We start from the raw sequence: 19,711 nt of genomic DNA on the forward strand, positions 1-19,711 counted from the left end.
GCTTCAAGTCTATGCCTTCCGGCGCGCGCATGCGACCCGCGGAATCCGCTGCAGATCATCGACAAAACTGACTTCATCCCAATCCGAGAGCAACCCAACCAGAGATTTCTTCTGCCCGAGGCCCATTTCCATCAGCAGCCAGCCTCCAGGTTTCAGCGACTTGCGCGCTTGCGGAATCAGCCGTTCGTATACATCAAATCCTGTTGCCCCTCCAAAGAGTGCTACAGCAGGCTCATAGTCGCGGACCTGCGGCTCCAGGGACTCGCGATCTGCTTCCGCCACGTAAGGAGGATTCGAAACCACTGCATCGAAGTGTTCGCCAGCTACTGCATCCAGCAGATCAGACTTAAGAAACCGCATCCGGCCAGCAACCTGATGAGTCTTAGCATTCCGCTGTGCCACTGCCAACGCGCTATCCGAGATATCGAGTGCCGTTAGTTGCGCTAGCTGCAGCGAATGGGCCAGCGCTACAGCAATTGCGCCCGAACCGGTGCCGACATCAACGATTTGCAACGGCTGATCGTGCGGCACGCGCGCCAGCAGCCCTTCAACCAGATGCTCCGTCTCCGGACGCGGAATCAGCACATCCGGCGTAACCGCAAACGTAAGTCCGAAAAACTCCTGCTCGCCCAGAATGTACTGGATTGGCTCATGCGCGGTGCGCCGCTGCAGCCACTCTGCATACTGCATGGCCTGCTCAGGTGTTAGTTGAGTGCCGGGATGTGTCAACAAGAAAGCGCGATCGCGCTTGATGACGTTCAACAGCAGCAACTCCGCATCGCGGCGCGGCTGCGTAGAGATGCCTGAGAGTTTGTCTGCGCCTTGATCCACGGCTTGTTTGAGTTGAAGCTTCTTGCGAGGCACTTTGTCATCCTGAGCGCAGCGAAGGATCTCTTTGTGTTTCGAGTGGTGGCTCTTCTTTCAAAGGGTATGCCTACAAACTTATGCTGCTCGACAAAGAAAAGCAGATCCTTCGCGTTGCTCAGGATGACACCTCACTCAATAGTTACAAGAGTCTTCAAGCCGCCGAAGCCGTCCTCGCCTTTAATCGCTCAGCATTGAAATACGAGGTTAGCGCATCGACGACAGGCTGCAGCTTGCCGTCCATCACATCCGTCAACTGGTGGATCGTCAACCCGATACGATGGTCGGTCAGCCGGTTCTGCGGAAAGTTGTAAGTGCGAATCTTCTCGCTGCGGTCGCCGGAACCAACCTGCTGCTTGCGCTCTTTCGCCAGCGCCTGTTGCTGCTTCTCCATCTCGATTTCGTAGAGACGCGCGCGCAGCACACGCATGCCCTTTTCGCGGTTCTTGATCTGCGATTTCTCGTCCTGGCAACTGACAACGGTGTTCGTGGGAATATGCGTGATCCGAACCGCAGAGTAGGTCGTGTTTACCGACTGCCCGCCCGGCCCAGAAGAACAGAACGTGTCGATGCGCAGGTCCTTCGCCTCGATTTTGATGTCAACATCCTCGGCCTCTGGCAATACCGCGACCGTGATTGCCGAAGTATGCACGCGCCCCTGCGTTTCCGTCGCCGGAACGCGCTGCACGCGATGCACACCACTCTCGTACTTCAACTGCGAATAGACCCTTGTGCCTTCGATGATGGCGATGACTTCCTTCAAACCGCCAACCGAAGACTCCGAAGCTGAGAGCACCTCAACTTTCCAGCGATGCAGCTCGGCAAAGCGCGAATACATGCGGAATATCTCCGCCGCAAAAAGCGAAGCTTCGTCACCACCAGTGCCAGCGCGGATTTCCAGTACGACGTTCTTCTCGTCATTCGGGTCCTTAGGCAGCAGCGCCAGCTTCAGTTCTTCTTCGATTTTCGGCAGGCGCTCTTCAAGCGCGGCGAGTTCTTCTTCCGCCATCGCGCGGATGTCGGCGTCCGTCTCATTCAGCAGCGTCCGCGCGTCAGCTATGCCCGTCTGGATCTCCTTATACTCGCGGTACTTTTCGACCACGGCTTCGAGGTCGCGGTGCTGCTTGGCAATCTTCTGATACTTCTGTGGATCAGAAACGATCTCATGCGAGGCAAGCTGCTCGCCCAGCTCTTCATAACGTGCTGCAATCTGGTCTAAACGCTCAAACATAACGGCTTCTCCTGCGCTCTGCGCGGTTACATGTGAATTGGAGGGGAGAAAAAGACGAACGAATGTATCGGCGGCGGGAGCCGCTAGAGAAGAACGCCGTTCTGAGGATCGAACTGCATTATCTTTATTTTACCGCGCTTTTGACTGCGGAAAAAGCCTTATCCATCCAGTCGGGAAGCGCCGGAAGCGTTTCCGCAGCTATAGTCGATACGATGAGCGCGCCTCTCAAAGCATTTGCTGAACTCTGCGAGCAGCTTTCCGCCACCAGCAGGAAGCTCGAAAAGCGCGCCTTGATTGGAGATTACCTGAAATCGCTCTCGGCCGAAGACGCATCCCGGGCCGCTCTTTACCTGTCAGGTCAGCCTTTTGCCGAGACCGATAGCAGAAATCTCAATGTTGGAGGCTCATTGCTCTCAAAGGCCGTAGCGCAACTCTCCGGCGCAGACCGCAACGCCATGTACGCGGCATATCGGCGAAACGGCGACCTGGGCGCAGCCGCTTTTGACTTGTTCCAGGTCCGTCAGAATATCGCTTCATCGCGAACCCTCGAAGGTGTCGAATACGCATTTGCAGATTTAGCCAATGCAAAAGGCCCCACGGGCAAACTGCCATTGCTCCTCGAGCTGCTCGAAAAAACAACGCCGCTCGAAACAAAGTACTTGATCAAGCTCATCACCGGCGACATGCGCATTGGCGTCAAACAAAGCCTTGTTGAAGAGGCCATCGCCCATGCCTGGAACACACAGCCCGCCGAAGTACGCCGCGCCGTCATGCTCACCGGAAGCCTGCCTGAAGTCACGTCGATGGCAATATCCGGCACCCTGCAGCAGGCGCACATGCGTCTCTTCCACGCTCTCGGATTCATGCTGGCAAGCCCCGTTGCTACCGTCGACGAAGCTCTGGAACGCTTCAGCCAGGAGATCGCCGCCGAACACGCCGGAATTTCCGAAGCTCTGCCCGAAGAAGAGCGCATACCTTCGTCTCCTGAGAAGACATCAGCTCAGCAAGCTGTCCGCGAGGCTCAACTTGAAGATAAATACGACGGCATCCGCGCACAGCTCCATTGCGGCGAGTCTAGGCAGCCGGGACGCGTGGCCCTTTTCTCCCGCAATCGCGAAGACATCGGCGAAAGCTTCCCCGAACTCATGGAAGCCTTCGAGCAGATCAATGAACCCGCCATCCTCGACGGAGAAATTGTCGCCTGGAACCCTTTTGACCAGCGCGCCCTGCCCTTCACCTCACTGCAACAGCGCCTCGGACGAAGGCGCGTCTCACGCGAGATGCGCGAGCGCACTCCTGTCGTCTTCGTTGCCTTCGACCTTCTTTACCTGGGCGAAGAACTGATGCTGGAATACCCTCTAAGCAAACGCCGGAGCGCACTGGAGCAGTTTGTAGGAAGGCATGCGGAAGGAACGATAAACTGCGCGCAGCGCGGACAAGCTCACCTATTTGCTGAAAACTCCAGCAATACCTTCGCTCACCTCATTCTCGCGCCAGCCGTGCAACTGTGCAGCGCTGAACAGCTCGACCGCTCTTACACTGAAGCACGCGAGCGCGGCAATGAAGGCGTCATGCTGAAAGCGTTGCACAGCATCTACCAGCCGGGAAGGCGCGGCCTGGCGTGGCTCAAGCTGAAGCGCGAACTGGCAACACTCGATGTGGTTGTAACCGGAGCCGAATACGGGCATGGCCGCCGCGCAGGAGTGCTGAGCGACTACACCTTTGCCGTAAAAGACGGCGACGAGTTGAAAAATATAGGCAAAGCCTACTCCGGCCTTACAGATGCGGAAATCGACGAACTGACAGAATTTTTCAAACAGCACACACTCGAAGACTACGGCGGATTCCGCACCGTCGAGCCGCTGGTTGTCCTCGAAGTCGCTTTCAACAACATCATGCACTCCGACCGCCATAACAGCGGATTTGCGCTGCGCTTCCCGCGCATCCTGCGAATCCGTACAGACAAGCCGGTCAGTGAGATCGATACTTTGGAGCGGGCTGAAGATATTTACAACGCGCAACCGGATAAGCCTACTGACAGCTAATGGCTATGCCCATGATGGTGCGCATGCATCTGCACTTCTTCCACCGCCATCACGCATCCGTGAGCCACTTCGCAGCCGGAGTTTTCAAACTGGATTGTCGTGTGGTCGATGTGAAAGCGAGAATGCAGCATCGTCTTGATCTCTTCAAGAATGCGGTTGCTCTCCGAAGGAGGAATGTCGGCGATGGTCACATGGCTGGCCAGGGCATGCGTCTGTGATCCGAGGCTCCAGACATGCAGGTCATGCACATCTTCGACTCCCGGAATCAGCCGCAATGTCTCGCGAATCTCCGAGAGCGAAAGCCCCTGCGGCGTTCCCTCCAGCAGAATGTTCAGCGTCTCCCGCACAATCGAGAGCGACGACCAGACAATCAACGCGGCAATCGCCAGGGAGAGCGCGGGATCGATCCACGACTGCCCCGTCCACAGAATCGCAGCGCCGCCAATGATCACCGCTGCCGTCGAGAGCGTGTCTCCCAGCATGTGAATAAACGTGCTGCGAATATTCACATCCGTATTCACGCGCCACAGCAGCGCCGCAATCACGCCGTTCATCAGCACGCCGGCCGCGGCCACAATCATCATCAGCCTAGGCTGCACATGTACTGGCTCACTCAACCGGTGCACAGCTTCGATCGCGATTAACACAGCAATCACGATCAGCGTAAGTGCGTTCACGAATCCCGCGAGCACGCCGGCGCGCTGATAGCCAAAGGTCTTTGCGTCTGTTGGAGGGCGGCTCTGAAAGTACACGGCGACAAAGGAAAGCAGCAGCGCCAACGCGTCAGAAACGTTGTGCCCGGCCTCGGAAATAAGCGCCAGCGAATGTGCCCGCAGCCCGGCGGCAAACGTCAGCACCACGTAGGCGAGCGTCGCCATCAGCGAAAAGCGCAGCACGCGCTGCATCCGGGCCGTTGGTGCTCCATGTACGTGCATCGTCAGACTCTAGTGTAAGCTGCGCTCGATAATGCTTGCTAGGCCGCTAAATTAGTCGACGCGCCGAAGACGGGCCCTGTGAAGTTCCTGCCGCTGTTCCACCCGACAAGGATCGGGTGGTCTTTCCTCTGCTGCGCGGTTGCTTCTGTAGCATGTTGTCTCAATCTAAATTCGCGTCAGTAACTATCGAACAACTCTGCTGGATAGCTATAAGCAGCTTGGGATGTGCAGCGTCCGATACCACGCTCTGAATCAATCCATCGAAGCAGCGCAGCTGCAGCTTCATAGGCATTTGTTCTGAGTACGCGTTTTGCGCAATTTCCGCAATAGAACTGCTTTCCATCTTCATTTTTGAAGTTGGCGTAGTTTTTGCAATTCGCGCTACTGCATTTCCATGGATTGCTGCTGGTATAGGCTTTCACTCTTCTCACCTCGCTGGCAGGAATTTTCTTTGTTGAATTCATGCTGATATTGATTGCCAATTTAGTCGTTGCTCGAAGTCAGATATGTGCTTGCTGCGGAGCAAGCAAGCATTGGGTATCGGCAAAACAGCAGCCGCCTGAGGCTAGCCGGGTGGCCATTCAAGCATGATATATAAAAAATAGCGAGGTAACCCTTTGGCGCTCTCCGCTTGAGCTTTGCCATCGCGCCGCGACTCAGGCGAACGCTGGCTCAAGGATGTATCTGACTCATGCCCGATCAGAAAGAGTCAAGCCTGAGGTGCCGCTGGCGAATGCGAGTTGCTTGCCGTCACCTGACGCTTCGGGGACGAATTCGCCGGTCCGCGCAGACCGCTCCACGTTTCAGCTACAACTATGCTGTTTTCCGGCTTATGCGTGTCATATCGCACGGAGCAGGGCACGCCCAGACGGCAGTCATGGATATCCACGAGGTCGCGCAGTGGGGTCACCTCCTGCGAGCATTCATACTCCACGCCGCCAATCTCGTATTTGTAGAGAAGCAGTTGCATCCCGCCGGGCCGTCCACTCTCGGTTGCATCAAGCTCCGAGATGTCGAGCAGTGTCCCGTCGATAATCCGCCCGGTTTGCACCAGATATGCCCGGCGCTGGCGCTCAATTTCCTCCGCCGTGGGCTTTTTCCGCAGGGCATAATAGATAGCTACGCCGCCCAGGCAAAGACCGGCAGCCGCCAATGTTCCGATAACCTGAGGGTCTCGCAGGGAAAAGCCGTTCATAACACCGTCTAGCAGCAGAATACCCCAGACCGGCCCGGCAACAGCACGTCCCCGGACATTTTGATGTGCGATTTTCAAAGCTGTCCGCGAAACGCCAGCCAACTCCCGATAACTATTCGACTGTGTCTAAGAATGCTGGCGAAAAAATATGTCTTCCATTACATGCCCGCGGGCGTATGCTGGTTGGCAATTCCGAGGACGTTCACCCCGTAGCATCCTTAGAAACAGAACTCTCAGGAGAGAAATCCCATGCAATGTCCTTCCTGCCATAACGAAGTCGCTCCACAGGCAACATTTTGCGGCTTTTGTGGAACTTCTCTGTCTGCCGCCTCTGCCGGTGGGCCAGCAGTTCCCACAAGCTACGCTCCAGCCGGTGGAGGCTCCTATGCGGCGCCGCCCGCTGCGCCCGCCGCAGGCGGACTATCGGAAAATGCCGCCGCGGCCATCTCGTATGTCACCATCATTCCGGCCATCATCTTTCTGGTGATTGAGCCGTATAACAGGATGCGCCTGGTCAAGTTTCATGCCATCCAGTGCATCGCGCTGCATGTTGCATGGATTGCAGTGTGGATAGCCACGGTTATCCTTACTATAGCTTTGCACGTCATCCCGTTCATCGGTTTCCTGTTTTCGCTGATTGATTTTGTGATTGCGGTGGGCTTCTTCATCGCATGGCTGCTTTGCATCCTTAAGGCCAGCCAAGGGCAGTACTTTAAGCTGCCCATCATCGGCGATTTCGCCGCAAAACAAGCCAACGTCTAGGAACCGCGGCGTTTCCAGATCATCATTGCTCAGGCTTCGGTGCGCTATACTGAGGCCTGAGCATGTCGAAGAAAAAGTTGTCCGCCGCCACCTTTTCCCGTGGCGTTTCTCCCCTTGAATTAGACTCCGCTACCGGTCGGCGCATCCGCTCCACTACGGTCATCTGCGTACGCCGCAACGGCAGCGTCGTCATGGCCGCCGACGGGCAGGTCACGCTCGGCGAATCGGTCATCAAACACTCGGCAAAGAAGATACGCCGCCTCTATCAGGACAAGATCCTCGCCGGATTTGCCGGTTCAACTGCCGACGCCTTCTCGCTCTTCAGCCGCTTCGAATCCAAGCTGGAGCAATATGCCGGCAATCTCGGCCGCTCCGCCGTCGAGCTGGCCAAGGAGTGGCGCACCGACAAAATGCTGCGCAATCTTGAAGCCCTGCTCATCGTCTCCGATCCGCACCAGACGTTTCTGCTCAGCGGCTCCGGCGATGTCATTGAGCCGGACGAAGGTATCGCAGCAATCGGCAGCGGCGGCTCTTTTGCGCTGGCTTCTGCCCGCGCCCTTTATGAGAACACAGACCTGTCCGCCCGCGATATCGCTGAAAAGTCGCTGAGGATCGCCGGACAGATCTGCATTTACACCAACGACCACATCACTATCGAAGAATTGCACGCCTAGGGGCTGCCACATGGCCATCTATTTACCCGGAACCGCTGAAGACCAGGAACTCGCGCTCGAAGAGCTCACCCCCCGCGAAATCGTCGCTGAACTGGACAAGTACGTCGTCGGCCAGCACGCCGCTAAGCGCGCTGTCGCCATCGCATTGCGCAACCGCATGCGCCGCCAGAAGCTCCCGCCCGATCTCGCCGAAGAGATCATGCCCAAGAACATCATCATGATTGGGCCTACCGGCGTCGGCAAAACCGAAATCGCGCGCCGTCTCGCCAAGCTGACAAATTCGCCCTTCCTGAAGGTCGAAGCCTCCAAGTTCACCGAAGTCGGCTATGTGGGGCGCGATGTCGAAGCCATCGTCCGCGATCTGGTCGAGATCGCCATCGACATGGTGCGCGAAGAAAAGCTTGAAGAAGTGGAAGACAAGGCGGAGTTGAATGCCGAAGAGCGCCTGCTCGACCTGCTTCTACCGCCGCCGACACCGGCTCCAGCATCTTCAACGCCACAGAGCGAGCACGGCACTCTGACCTTCCCCGCGCCCAGCAACGAGTCGCATCAGCGAACCCGCGAAAAGCTGCGCCAGCAATTCCGCGAAGGCAAGCTCGACGACCGCATGGTTGAAATCGACGTGCGCGAGCGCAACGCGCCGTCCTTTGAAATCATCTCGAACCAGGGCGTCGAAGAGATGGACATCAATCTCAAAGATGTCCTGCCGAACATCTTTGGCCAGCGCACTAAAAAGCGCAAGATGAAGGTCGGCGAAGCCTTCGACTACCTGGTGCAGGAAGAAGAAGGCCGCCTCATCGACATGGACCAGGTGACGCGCACCGCCGTCGAGCGCGTCGAAAACTCCGGTATCGTCTTCCTCGATGAAATAGACAAAATCGCCGGGCGCGAAGGCGGCCATGGGCCCGACGTTTCAAGAGAGGGGGTTCAGCGCGACATCCTTCCCATCGTCGAAGGCACAACGGTCAACACCCGCTACGGCATGGTGCGGACCGACCACATCCTCTTCATCGCCGCCGGGGCCTTCCATGTCTCAAAGCCCAGCGACCTGATTCCCGAGTTGCAAGGCCGCTTTCCCATCCGCGTCGAGCTGCAATCGCTCACGGTTGAAGACTTTATCCGCATCCTGCAGGAGCCAAAGTCCTCTTTGACCAAGCAATACACTGCGCTGCTCGAAACCGAGGGACTAAAGCTCGAATTCACGCCTGAATCGCTCGAAGAGATGGCCCGCTTTGCCTTCCGTGTCAACGAAACGACGGAAAACATCGGCGCCCGCCGTCTCCATACCATCATGGAGCGCGTGTTGGACGAGATCAGCTTCCTCGCCCCCGACCTCACCAAGGCAGCAAAGGGCGACAGCAACGTAATCGACATTGCCGCCAGCGCCGAAAATAATGGGTCGAAAATTCCGCTTCCCATCATCGAGCGCGAAACCTCATCAGGTCGTGAAAAAGTAGCCGTCATCGATCCCGAATACGTCCGACACATGGTGTCATCAATCGTGAAAGACCAGGATCTGTCGCGGTATATTTTGTAATCTTGTGACCTAATTTGTCATCCTGAGCGGAGCACCAAAGGCACGCAGCGGCTTCGATCGGGATGACAATTCCAATAAGAACCCGATCAACTCGTGTGATCCAGAATAATCCTCCACCCCTCTGCCGACTTCTCCCAAACCAGCGAAAAAATCCCCGAAGCGTCACCGCCACCGGCTGCCGCCCGCGTCAGATGATACTTCCCCGTAACGACCGCGTAATCAGTTCCCAACATGCGGACCTTCAGGTCTGAAAACTCCAGCGCACCCATCGCATCTTTCGTCGAGTAGCTGGCCTTATAGCGATCCATCACCTGCTGCCAGCCCTGTCGCATCGTCTTACCAATGAACGTTGTCTCTGGCGAGTCTTTATATCCCTGCATAAATGCGTCGATATCGCCACGGTTCCACGCAGACACCTGGTCAGCGAGGACCTGCCGGATCGCGCTCTCGGCATCCTGCGCAAAAACCGGTTTTGGTGGAGCAAGCCACAGCACAATCAGCAACATTCCAGGCACAAATCGCGTCATTCCCCTCATCGTCATCTCCACAGGCACACTCTCAGATAGTCTGAAGCGCAACCGCAAAAAATTCCATTCCAAATTCCAGTCTTCCTTTTGCGCGCCTTTGCGATTCTTCGCGTCCTTTGCGGTAGATTCTCCCTGGTAAAGCAGCCTACAATCTAAACATGGCTGCCGCGAAAACAGTCCACACCGTCTGCTCGCATGACTGCCCGGACTCCTGCGGAGTCCTCGTCACGGTCGACGAGAGCGGACGGGCGACGCGCGTCCAGGGCGACCCGAACCATCCGGTCACGCAGGGATTTCTCTGCGGCAAAGTGGCAAAGTATCTCGACCGCGTCTACTCGCCCGACCGCTTACTCTACCCCATGCGCCGCCGCGCCGGAGTTACCAAAGGATCACTCCCACAAGGTAAAGAGGCTGAAGCTTTCGAACGCATTTCCTGGGACGAGGCGCTCGACGCCATCGCGACGCGCCTGCAAAAAATAAGCGACGAGCACGGCCCGGAATCTATCCTGCCCTACTCTTATGCAGGAACCATCGGCGTGCTTGGCTACGGCTCAATGGACCGCCGCTTCTTTCATCGGCTGGGAGCCTCGCAGCTCGACCGCACCATTTGCTCGACAGCTGGCGGCGATGCGCTCGTCTCCGTTTATGGACGCAAGCTCGGCACGGATACCGAACACTTCCGCCACGCGCGCTATATCATCGCCTGGGGTGCGAACGTCCACGGCACCAACATCCATCTCTGGCCTTTTATCGAAGAGGCCCGCCGTCACGGCGCAAAGCTCATCGTCATTGACCCTTACCAGACGCGCACGGCGAAGGTCGCCGACTGGCACATCGCCATCAATCCCGGAACGGATGTTGCCCTTGCGCTCGGCATGATGCATGTCATCCTGCGCGATGGCCTGGAGGACCGCGAGTACATCACCGAAAACGTGCACGGCTTCGCCGAACTCAAGGCACGCGCTGCCGAATACACACCCGAATGTGTCTCGCGCTGGACCGGCATTCCGGCTGCCGATATAGAACGCCTCTCCCGCGAATACGCCACCACGATGCCTGCCGTGATCCGCATGAACTACGGCATTCAGCGCAACCAGAACGGCGGACAGGCCGCACGCACCGTCGCCATGCTGCCTGCGCTGATCGGGTCCTGGAAGCATCTGGGCGGCGGGCTGCAACTTTCGACCAGCGGAGCTTTCTCCTGGGACAAGGCCGTGATCGAGCGCCCAGATCTGATGCTTTCAAGCCCGCTCAAGCGCCACGCCCGGATCGTCAACATGGCGCAACTGGGCCACGCTCTTACCGAACTCGGCGACCCACCAGTGAAGGCGCTCTTCGTCTACAACTCGAACCCTGCCGCCATCGCGCCCGACCAGACACAAGTCCTGCGCGGCATGGCACGGCCTGATCTCTTTACCGTCGTTCACGAGCAGTTCTTCACCGATACTGCCGATTATGCCGACTTCCTGCTCCCCGCCACCACTTTCCTCGAACATAAAGACGTGCAGGGCGCTTACGGTCACTACTATGTCCAGATATCAAATCAGGCCATCGATCCTGTCGGCGAAGCCCGCTCCAATGTCTGGCTTTTTGGTCAGCTGGCGAAACGCATGGGCTTCACCGATGCCTGTTTCCGCGATACTTCCGACGACCTCATCGCGCAGGCGCTTCGCATCAGCCAGCCTGACAAGCAAAGCCCGTGGATGGCAGGCGTGACCGAAGAAACACTCAACGCCGCGGGTGGCCATCAGCGGCTGCAATTCGCCAAAGAGAAGGACGGTCGGCCGTTCCTGCCCTTCGCCGCCGGCCCATTCCAGACGCCAAGCGGAAAGATCGAATTCTTTTCCGAAGCGCTGGCGGCGCAGGGCATTGACCCGCTGCCCGGCTTCATCCCTCCGGAGGAATCGCGCCACACCAAACAGTCCGCCTACCCGCTCGAATTCCTGCCGCGTAAGGCCGACAACTACATGAATTCGACCTTCGCCAACCTGCCCGGACATCAGCGTATGGAGTCGGCGCATGCGAATCTGCTTGAAATGCATGCCGACGACGCAAGCGCGCGCGGTATTGCCGAAGGTGACCTGGTAGAAGTTTTCAATGACCGCGGCAGCCTTCACTTGACCGCCCATGTAAATGGCGGCGTTCCGAAAGGCGTGGTCGCCAGCCGCCTCACATGGAACAAGCTCTCGCCCGGCGGACACAACAGCAACCTGCTCACCTCACAACGCCTGACCGACTTCGGCGGTGGACCTACGTTTTATTCGACGCTGGTGGAGGTGCGGAAAGCCTGACCTATCTGTGGGAAGCAGCCGCCTTTTCCGCTAACCAGACTTTCATCAGTGATTGATACGGAACATCCAGTCTCTTCGCTTCAGCGCGGATGGTATTCAGCAGACTTTCCGGCAAACGCAGCGAGATAGTTTCGGTAGAGCGGCGAAGATTTGGAAAACTCACGACCTGCGCTTTGCTCCAGTCCACATATTCCGCGCTGTCGTTCACGGCAGACTCCCAGAACGCGCGCTCTTCTGCCTCATTTCGGAATTTAGGAATAGCTTTTGAGTGCTTCTTCATAAATCGCTTTCTCCTTCACGCTCATATCGCGGGCAGAAATAGGACGAATCAGCGTTTGGTTCGCGCGCAAGGTAAACGTGATATGCAATCTTCTGCCAGTATCGGTCCGGCCCAGCGCATGGTGCCGGTCCTCCTGCTGACTGTGTTTTGTATCTAACGCGACGATGAGCGGGGCGTTGTGGAACGCCTGCTCGACTTCCACTTGCGCTACGCCATGCTTTTCGTTCTTACGCGCGTTTTCTTTGTCCCAATCAAAGCCGGTAATCCACGCCCGATCCATGTGTATATTATAATAATATACACATGGATCGAAGTGCATCAGCCTTGATTCTGTGCATCACGCTGATTCTCATGCTCTTCACTCAAGTGCCGTGTGCGTGTTCACAAGCAAACACGGGCGCGCAAAGTATGCCTTCATACAACCTTAGGGTCTCGGTTGATGAAGTCAGTCTCACCCTTCACGCAGCAGACGCGCATGGCCTCCCCATCAATGACCTGAGACTCAAAGAACTGACAATTCTCAACAACGGCAAACCGCCACAAAAAATACTTGCCTTTCAATCCCTGCAGATGCTCCCATCCGCGCCGGAATTCTCCTAGATTCGAGCGAGTCCATGGAGAAACATCTTCGTCATGACCGGGAAATATCAACGGAATCTGTTCAATGGCTGCTGCGCCAGAAACTGACCAGGCTTTCGTTATGGGGTTCGGCTACATATCGAAAATCACGCAACCCTGGACTGGCGATCTCGCTCCTCTTGCTGCAGGAGTTCGGTCGGTAGCCAGAACCCCCTCGGCGGAACGGCACTCTTCGACGCCATCTATCGAGCGTGTTTCTATGAGTTTGGCAATGCCAAATACTCAGCCAGCAGGAACTTTATCCTGCTCTTTTCTGATGGCGAAGACAACGCCAGTCATACTTCTCTTCAAGATGCCGTTGACGTATGCCAGCGCATGAATACTGCCATCTATGTCTTTCGCACGGAACCGAAATTCAGTTTTTCCTCTGGCCCAACGAACCTGGCTGCACTGGCTTCTCAAACCGGTGGCCGGGTTTTCTTCGACGACGGCTTTGAAGCTGGAACAACCAGCGATCTGCGCGTCATTGAAGCAGACCTCGGCAATCAATACCTCCTCGTCTACAGACCTGCAGACTTGAAACACGACGGTTCCTTCCACCTCATTGAGTTAAGGGGTCCTGAGCGTGTAGACAGCATCAACGTCCGTTCCGGCTATTACGCCCCGTCGCATTGACAATTCCATCGGTTTCACAAGAGTTGAGCGGTAAGACCATTTTCCACCCGCCCCATCATCCTCCAGCCAGCGAAATCTCCTTCATTCCGATAGACTAAGAGCGGACCTATCGATGCCCTTCGCTGCGGATTTCCAATGCGCTGGCTGTGGAGAGTGGAATGAAACTGTGGTTGACGAATCAGCCGGCCAAAGGCAGTTCTATGTCGAGGATTGCCAAATCTGTTGCAAACCAAACCTTCTCAGAATCGTCTGGAAAGGTGATGGCTTCGATGTCCATGCAGAACTGGAAAGTTAAGGGACCTGACCCGGGTGGATTGGCTCCGCCCCGATGACCGGAAACGCACGCAACCGTCCTCCGGAGTTGGGAACAGCGCCTCCGGTCACTTATAATCACCTTTTCCTCAAGTTGGACCTGATTTTTTGCAGTGAGGGTGTGCCTATTTTTCCCGTCATGCGAGAGAGCGCAAGCTCTCCACTCAAAACCAGCCAGAACGCGCGTCGCAAATTCCGCCTCGCGCTGAAGCCGTTGGCCTTTGTTCTTCTTTGCTTCACTGTCTTTTCGGCATGGGCACAGACGCAGCAGACCATTACCCAGATTCGCGTCATCGGCAACCGCCGCATTCCTAAAGAGACAATTCTTGCCCGCATGTTCAGCCACGAGAATGAGCAGTTCGACCCCACCACGGTCGAGCGCGACTTCAACTCCCTGTGGAATACCGGCTACTTTGAAGACGTCCGCATCGAGCGCGAGGACAATCCTAAGGGCGGCATCATTCTCGACGTATATGTCCGCGAAAAACCCACCATCCGGGAAATCAACTACAAGGGCCTGAACTCGGTCACGCAGTCCGACGTCCTCGACCGCCTTAAGAAGGAAAAAGTCGGCTTCTCCGTCGAAAGCCAGTACGATCCCACGCGCATCGCTCGCGTCGAGACGGCGATCAAGGAGCTGCTCGCCGAGCACGGCCGCCAGTTTGCCACCGTTAAAGCCGACGTCAAGACCATTCCGCCCGCCTCCGTGCAGGTAAACTTCATCGTCAAGGAAGGCCCCAAGGTCAAGGTAGGCAACATCAGCTTTACCGGCAACCAGCACGTCAGCTCGCGCGAGCTGCGTGAAGCCATGCGCAACCTGCGGCCCATCGGCATTCCGCACTCCATCATCTTTGAGAACCTGTTTGCCAAGACCTACGACGCCAGCAAGCTGGAAGAAGACGCCGAGCGCGTGCGCCGCGCTTACCAGGACCGCGGCTATTTCCGCGCCTCCACCGGTGAGCCGTTGACACACCTCCGCAACGAGAGTGGCCTCTCATTCTTCACCTTCCGTCCGCGCAAGGGGAAGCGCATTGACATCCGTATTCCCGTCGACGAGGGCGCCCGCTACCGCCTGGGCACCATCACCTTCCAGGGCAGCAAGATTCCCAACCTGAACGTGAAGGCGCTGCGCGCGCAGTTCCCGGTGAAGGACGGCGACTGGTTCAACATCACCCAGTTCAGCAAGGGTCTGCAAAACCTGCAAAAAGCCTACGGCACGCTCGGCTACATTAATTTCTCGGCCTCGCCGGAGCCCAAAATTGACGATGACAAGAAGACCGTCTCCTTCGTCATCGACCTCGAAGAGGGCAAACCCTTCTATGTCTCGCGCATTGAGTTCCAGGGCAACACCGTCACCCGTGACTTCGTCATCCGCCGCGAACTGCTGCTTGAAGAAGGCCAGGTTTACAACAGCCACCTCTGGGAATTGAGCCTCCTGCGTCTCAACCAGCTCGACTACTTCAACCCGCTGAAGGTTGATCAGGACTCGGAGACGCACCAGAATCCCGAAGCGGGCACCGTCGATCTTCTGCTCAAAGTTACGGAAAAGGGCAAGAACGCTATCGGCCTCAACGGTGGCGTCAGCGGCCTGTCAGGCACGTTCCTCGGCCTCAACTACCAGACCAACAACTTCCTCGGCCTTGGCGAAACGCTTAGCGTCCAGGCCAGCGCCGGCAATCTCTCGCGCAACTTGCAATTCAGCTTCAATGAGCCGTACCTGCGCAACAAGCCCATCGGACTCGGCGTCTCGGTCTATTCCAGCAAATACGACTACAACTCAGCCAAGGCTTACAACCTCTCCGGCGCGGATGTAAACACCACCGCCGCTGTGAACTCACTGACCCAGAACTACAACCAGTCCGTCACCGGCTTCACCGTCTCCGGAAGGTTTCCCATCCGGCACACGTTTAAGAATGTCGGCGTCACTTACTCACTCAACCGCTCGTCGGTCACGACCTTCAGCGCTGCGTCGCAGAACCTCTTTCAGACGCTGGCCTTCCGCAGCGGCATCCAGAACGGAAACTCGCTCGAGGGCATCGTCAACAGCATGATCTCCCTCAGCTATGCCTGGAACAAGCTCGACTCCAGCTACATGCCGCGCACCGGCTCCTCGTTCCAGGCTGCGCTGCAGCTTGCCGGACTCTGGGGCAACGTCCGCTACTTCCAGCCGGTCGTCGAATACAAGCAATTCCGTCCCGTCAAGTGGTTCCACTTTAACAATGATGGACGCAACGTCCTCGGCTACCGCGTTCAGGCAAACTACATCCAAGGCATCAGCGGCGATGTCGCCCCTCCGTTCAACCGCTTCTATGCCGGCGGCGAGGCCGATCTACGCGGCTTTGATATCCGCACGGCAACGCCCTATGGCTTCGTGCCCACGCGCGTCCTCTTCAATCTCACCAATCCGGATGGCACCTGCGTCCCCCGCGATCCGACCAATCCGCAGACCAACCAGTGCGTGCAGGTTCCCATTCCTGTCTATGGCATTGGTCCCATAGGCGGCGACACGCAGATTACCGGCAACATCGAGTACCGTATTCCGCTCGTGGGCCGCACGGCGGCGCTCGAGTTCTTTGACGACTTCGGCATGAACATGGCCACGAATATCGGCCAGTTGAAGCAGAGTCCGCAAGGCTATGACTCGCTGAATGCCCCGCTCTATGGCTGCCCGAATTACGTCAATGGCGCCTGCGTTGGCGGCCAGCAGATTCAGTTCGATCGCTACATTCGGCCCATCCCGGGAACCAACTATGTTCCGCGCATGTCGCTAGGCGCGCAGATTTCGGTCATGATGCCGATCATCAATGCGCCGTTCCGCATCTACTACGCCTACAACCCGCTGCGGTTGTATGACAACATCACCGGCCAGAACCTGATCACGCGCAGCATGTTTCCCGCCGGAGGCGCAGGCGACTACAGCTACGCGCAAGCCACCCAGCTCTACGGCTCGATTTACGAGCTTCGCGAGCCCAACAAAACCTTCCGCCTGACGGTCAGCACGACCTTCTAGCTAGGAATGCAGGTGGTGGGGGCCATCCTCTCAAACGAGGATGGCCCTTTTGCTGTACGGCTGGGATGCAATCACAATCGTTAAAGCATATTGCAACGGCAAAGCCGATTCATTCTTCTCGCAACAGGATTAAAGGATTCACCGACAGCGCACGTTGCGCTGGAATCCAGGTAGCCACCAGCCCGAGCAACGCCATGGCCAAAACAACCGCGGCCAGCACCAGTGGGTCGCGTGGTGTCGCCTGGTAGACGATGTAGGCCAGCACCTTGGTTGCCAGAAGACCAAGCAGCAGCCCTGCTACGGAGCCAAGAGCCAGCAACTTGAATGCGCGTCCCAACGCCGCCTGTAGTACCTGTGTACGCTGTGCCCCGAGGGCAACGCGAATTCCCAGCTCCCGTAGCCGCTTGCTGACCGAGTAAGCGGCCATTCCAAAGATGCCGGTAATCGCCAGCATTGCCCCCATCAGACCCAGCACTCCCAGAGAAATCGTCGCCATGCGGGAAGCGAAGAGAGCGCCGTCCAGTTCCTGGGTCCATGTTTGGATGTCGGCGGGCAGCCCGGCATCCAGTTCGCGCAGTTTGCTCCTGATGGCTGCCGCCATTTGCTGGGGCTCGCGCGTCGAGCGCACCACGATTGCACTCTCCACCATTGCATTTTTGTTCAGTAGCGCATATTGGAGGCTGGGCAGAAATACGGCTGGTTGCGGATCTTCGGTAAGGCTTGCATACTTTCCGTTTTCGACCACCCCAACGACCTGTATCCGCGATCCATCCTGTCTCTTGTAATATCCGCCAACTGCGCCGGTTACTGAGCCAAAGATTTTCCTGGCAAACTGCTGGTTCACAATGGCTACGAGCGGTACATCTTTGTCGTCATGCCAGCTGAAACTTCTGCCCGCCAGCAACGCTGTCCGCGCCGCATCGAAATATCCAGGAGAAATGTTGTAGATCATCGCCTCAGCCGCAGCATTCATCGGTCTCAGGTCCGTCGTTTTATCGGCAAAGACATTAGCGCTGTTCGCGCCGTAGTACAAAGGCGGCCTGTCAACCAGCCCAACAGCCTTTACACCGGGAATCGTTTCCAACGCATCGATCATGCGCCTTTGCATGGTGGCTAGGCCGTCGCCGCTGTAACCAGCCATCGTCAGATTCGTGCCCACGAGTATTGCATTCCGCGGCTCAAAGCCGAGATTGCTGTGCAGAGAGCGCGCCAGCCCACGCAAGGCAACCATCGAAGACGTGACCAGTACGGCACATATCGCAATTTGCAGCACAAGCAGCAGGTCCCGGAAAGTCGTCCGCTGCCCGGACTTGCTGACCGCGCCGGCCTTAACCACTTCGTAGGGATTCGTTCGGAGTATCTGCCTTACCGGCACAACGCCAAAGAGGAACCCGCTCGCCAGGGCTAACAACAATGCAACTAGATAAACCTTTGCATCCGGGGCCACGGGTACATGGAGAGACGCAACGCTGGGAAGAGGCCGCCACACGCTCAGCCCGCGCAACATCATGATGGCACCCAACAACCCGATAGCGCCCCCACCTAAAGAAATCAGCGCGGCTTCTGTGAACACCTGCCGCAGAATACGCCTGCGGCTTGATCCCAGCGCGAGCCGCAGAGCAATTTCCCGTCCACGGTCAGCGGCGCGCGCAGCAAACAGGCTTCCCAGATTGGCGCATGCGGCCAGAAGAATCAATCCTGCCAGCAGCATCAATCCTGCCATGAAATCCCGAACTGGATCCGCTAGCCAGTCGCCTGCAAGATATGGGCGCGTCAGTGAAAAGCTCATCTTGCCATCATCTTTGGGGTAGTTCTTTTCGAGATATGAGCCAATTGAGTTCAGATCAGAAACAGCCTGCGCTGGCGTGACTCCCGCTTTCAAATGCCCCAGCACCATCAGGATGCTTCGGTTTCCGCGCTCGTTCAGAGCATTCGATCCCTCTACCTGTTCCTGGTCCACAATCGGCACCCAGAAGTCAGGCGAGAGGAACAGCAAAGTCCCGCTGAACCCTGGCGGCGCTACACCGAGGATGGTGAAAGGATGCTTGTTGAGTTGAACAACGCGGCCAACCACTCCGCGATCATCCTGAAACTGGCTGTGCCAATACGCATAGGTAAGCACGATATAGGGAGCGCTGTTTGGGCCATGCTCATCGGAAGCATGAAAGAACCGGCCAAGATACGGCTGAATCCTGAGCACGTCGAAGTAGTTCCCAGTCACTTCAAAAATCCAGGCGCTCGATGGGTTGTTGCCTGTATTCAGCCCTACGGAAGTGACGTTATATGCTGCCAGGCCGTCAAAGCTGCGATTGCGGTCGCGCAGGTCGAGGTAATCGGGATACGAGTGGTTGATGGCCTTGTCGCTCCCGCGCTCGATTGCATAAAGGCTCTGCGCCTGCGGCACATTCACCGGGCGCAGGATCAGCGCATTCAACACAGCAAACACCACTGCATTCGCGCCGATAGCCAAAGCCAGCGTTAAAATCGCGACGAGGGTGAATCCCGGAGACTTACGCAGCAGCCGAAGACTGAACCGCCCATCCTGAACAAGAGTCTCGACGAAATTCCCGCCCAGCGCTTCGTGCGATTCCTCCTTGTAGCGTTCGTAGCCGCCGAACTCAACACGCGCGCGTCGTTCTGCTTCAGCTCGTGGAAGGCCGGACCGCTCGAGATCATCAGCCCTGAGCTGAATGTGCGAGCGAAGCTCCTCATCCATCTCATTCACGGTCTGAGACCGGCGAAAGAACTTAGCAGTTACAGAACGAAAATAAGCCAGCAGTTTCATCGCGATTCC

General features: G+C 57.0%; 17 protein-coding genes. 8 read left to right on the top strand and 9 right to left on the bottom strand.

Annotation, left to right across the window (positions count from 1 at the left end; translation table 11 throughout):
• Positions 1-9 precede the first annotated feature (9 nt).
• Positions 10-864, bottom strand: a complete 855-nt coding sequence (gene prmC, locus VEV40_RS20250) for a peptide chain release factor N(5)-glutamine methyltransferase (RefSeq protein ID WP_324834892.1) — start codon at positions 862-864, stop codon at positions 10-12.
• Positions 865-1,018: 154 nt separating this feature from the next.
• Positions 1,019-2,095 carry a peptide chain release factor 1 gene (gene prfA / locus VEV40_RS20255; RefSeq protein ID WP_324834893.1) on the bottom strand — a complete coding sequence of 359 codons (1,077 nt, stop codon included), beginning with the start codon at positions 2,093-2,095 and terminating at the stop codon, positions 1,019-1,021.
• A 62-nt stretch (positions 2,096-2,157) separates the two neighbouring features.
• Here prfA and VEV40_RS20260 point away from each other — a divergent pair, with 62 nt between their 5' ends.
• Positions 2,158-4,140 carry an ATP-dependent DNA ligase gene (locus tag VEV40_RS20260; RefSeq protein ID WP_324834894.1) on the top strand — a complete coding sequence of 661 codons (1,983 nt, stop codon included), beginning with the start codon at positions 2,158-2,160 and terminating at the stop codon, positions 4,138-4,140.
• Here the strand turns inward: VEV40_RS20260 and VEV40_RS20265 are convergent.
• The 3 genes from VEV40_RS20265 to VEV40_RS20275 all read right to left on the bottom strand — a co-directional run bounded on the left by VEV40_RS20265 (position 4,137) and on the right by VEV40_RS20275 (position 6,348).
• Positions 4,137-5,045: a cation diffusion facilitator family transporter gene (locus VEV40_RS20265; protein WP_324834895.1), complete on the bottom strand. Its 909-nt coding sequence runs from the start codon at positions 5,043-5,045 to the stop codon at positions 4,137-4,139. The genes VEV40_RS20260 and VEV40_RS20265 overlap by 4 nt on opposite strands.
• Positions 5,046-5,251: 206 nt before the next feature.
• Positions 5,252-5,557 (bottom strand): hypothetical protein, encoded by a 306-nt coding sequence (locus VEV40_RS20270; protein ID WP_324834896.1) that lies wholly within the window; start codon positions 5,555-5,557, stop codon positions 5,252-5,254.
• Between the two features lie 227 nt (positions 5,558-5,784).
• Entirely contained in the window at positions 5,785-6,348 is a 564-nt protein-coding gene (locus tag VEV40_RS20275) for a hypothetical protein (RefSeq protein ID WP_324834897.1), read from the bottom strand.
• Positions 6,349-6,519: 171 nt separating this feature from the next.
• On the opposite strand from VEV40_RS20275, the gene VEV40_RS20280 reads away from it, so the two are divergent.
• From VEV40_RS20280 to hslU, 3 genes are all read left to right on the top strand, one after another.
• Positions 6,520-7,032 carry a hypothetical protein gene (locus VEV40_RS20280; RefSeq protein WP_324834898.1) on the top strand — a complete coding sequence of 171 codons (513 nt, stop codon included), beginning with the start codon at positions 6,520-6,522 and terminating at the stop codon, positions 7,030-7,032.
• A gap of 62 nt (positions 7,033-7,094) precedes the next feature.
• Positions 7,095-7,706, top strand: coding sequence for an ATP-dependent protease subunit HslV (gene hslV, locus VEV40_RS20285; protein ID WP_324834899.1), 612 nt, complete (start codon positions 7,095-7,097; stop codon positions 7,704-7,706).
• Positions 7,707-7,716: 10 nt separating this feature from the next.
• Positions 7,717-9,243 carry an ATP-dependent protease ATPase subunit HslU gene (hslU, locus tag VEV40_RS20290; RefSeq protein ID WP_324834900.1) on the top strand — a complete coding sequence of 509 codons (1,527 nt, stop codon included), beginning with the start codon at positions 7,717-7,719 and terminating at the stop codon, positions 9,241-9,243.
• An 86-nt stretch (positions 9,244-9,329) separates the two neighbouring features.
• Here hslU and VEV40_RS20295 read toward each other — a convergent pair whose 3' ends face one another.
• Positions 9,330-9,770, bottom strand: a complete 441-nt coding sequence (locus VEV40_RS20295) for a nuclear transport factor 2 family protein (protein WP_324834901.1) — start codon at positions 9,768-9,770, stop codon at positions 9,330-9,332.
• A 158-nt stretch (positions 9,771-9,928) separates the two neighbouring features.
• On the opposite strand from VEV40_RS20295, the gene VEV40_RS20300 reads away from it, so the two are divergent.
• The gene (locus VEV40_RS20300; protein WP_324834902.1) at positions 9,929-12,061 is read left to right on the top strand and encodes a molybdopterin-dependent oxidoreductase; all 2,133 of its coding nucleotides are present in this window, start codon (positions 9,929-9,931) and stop codon (positions 12,059-12,061) included.
• Between the two features lies 1 nt (position 12,062).
• Here the strand turns inward: VEV40_RS20300 and VEV40_RS20305 are convergent, their stop codons facing one another.
• Together VEV40_RS20305 and VEV40_RS20310 are read right to left on the bottom strand one after the other, a co-directional pair.
• A complete protein-coding gene (locus tag VEV40_RS20305) occupies positions 12,063-12,341 on the bottom strand; it encodes a BrnA antitoxin family protein (RefSeq protein WP_324834903.1) in 279 nt (92 codons plus the stop codon).
• On the bottom strand, positions 12,313-12,621 hold the full coding sequence (locus tag VEV40_RS20310; RefSeq protein ID WP_324834904.1) for a BrnT family toxin: 309 nt from the start codon (positions 12,619-12,621) through the stop codon (positions 12,313-12,315). Before VEV40_RS20310 ends, VEV40_RS20305 begins: the two co-directional genes overlap by 29 nt.
• 674 nt (positions 12,622-13,295) lie before the next feature.
• Between VEV40_RS20310 and VEV40_RS20315 the strand changes: the two genes are divergently transcribed.
• The 3 genes from VEV40_RS20315 to bamA all read left to right on the top strand — a co-directional run bounded on the left by VEV40_RS20315 (position 13,296) and on the right by bamA (position 16,917).
• Complete coding sequence (locus VEV40_RS20315; protein WP_324834905.1) at positions 13,296-13,595, top strand: hypothetical protein; 300 nt, start codon at positions 13,296-13,298, stop codon at positions 13,593-13,595.
• Between the two features lie 112 nt (positions 13,596-13,707).
• Positions 13,708-13,890 (top strand): CPXCG motif-containing cysteine-rich protein, encoded by a 183-nt coding sequence (locus tag VEV40_RS20320; RefSeq protein WP_324834906.1) that lies wholly within the window; start codon positions 13,708-13,710, stop codon positions 13,888-13,890.
• Between the two features lie 33 nt (positions 13,891-13,923).
• The gene (gene bamA, locus VEV40_RS20325; protein WP_324834907.1) at positions 13,924-16,917 is read left to right on the top strand and encodes an outer membrane protein assembly factor BamA; all 2,994 of its coding nucleotides are present in this window, start codon (positions 13,924-13,926) and stop codon (positions 16,915-16,917) included.
• Positions 16,918-17,026: 109 nt separating this feature from the next.
• On the opposite strand, the gene VEV40_RS20330 is transcribed toward bamA, so the two are convergent.
• Entirely contained in the window at positions 17,027-19,702 is a 2,676-nt protein-coding gene (locus VEV40_RS20330) for an ABC transporter permease (protein WP_324834908.1), read from the bottom strand.
• Positions 19,703-19,711 lie beyond the last annotated feature (9 nt).

This window comes from Alloacidobacterium sp., assembly GCF_035631355.1.
In the GTDB taxonomy this organism is placed as follows: Bacteria; Acidobacteriota; Terriglobia; order Terriglobales; family Acidobacteriaceae; genus Alloacidobacterium.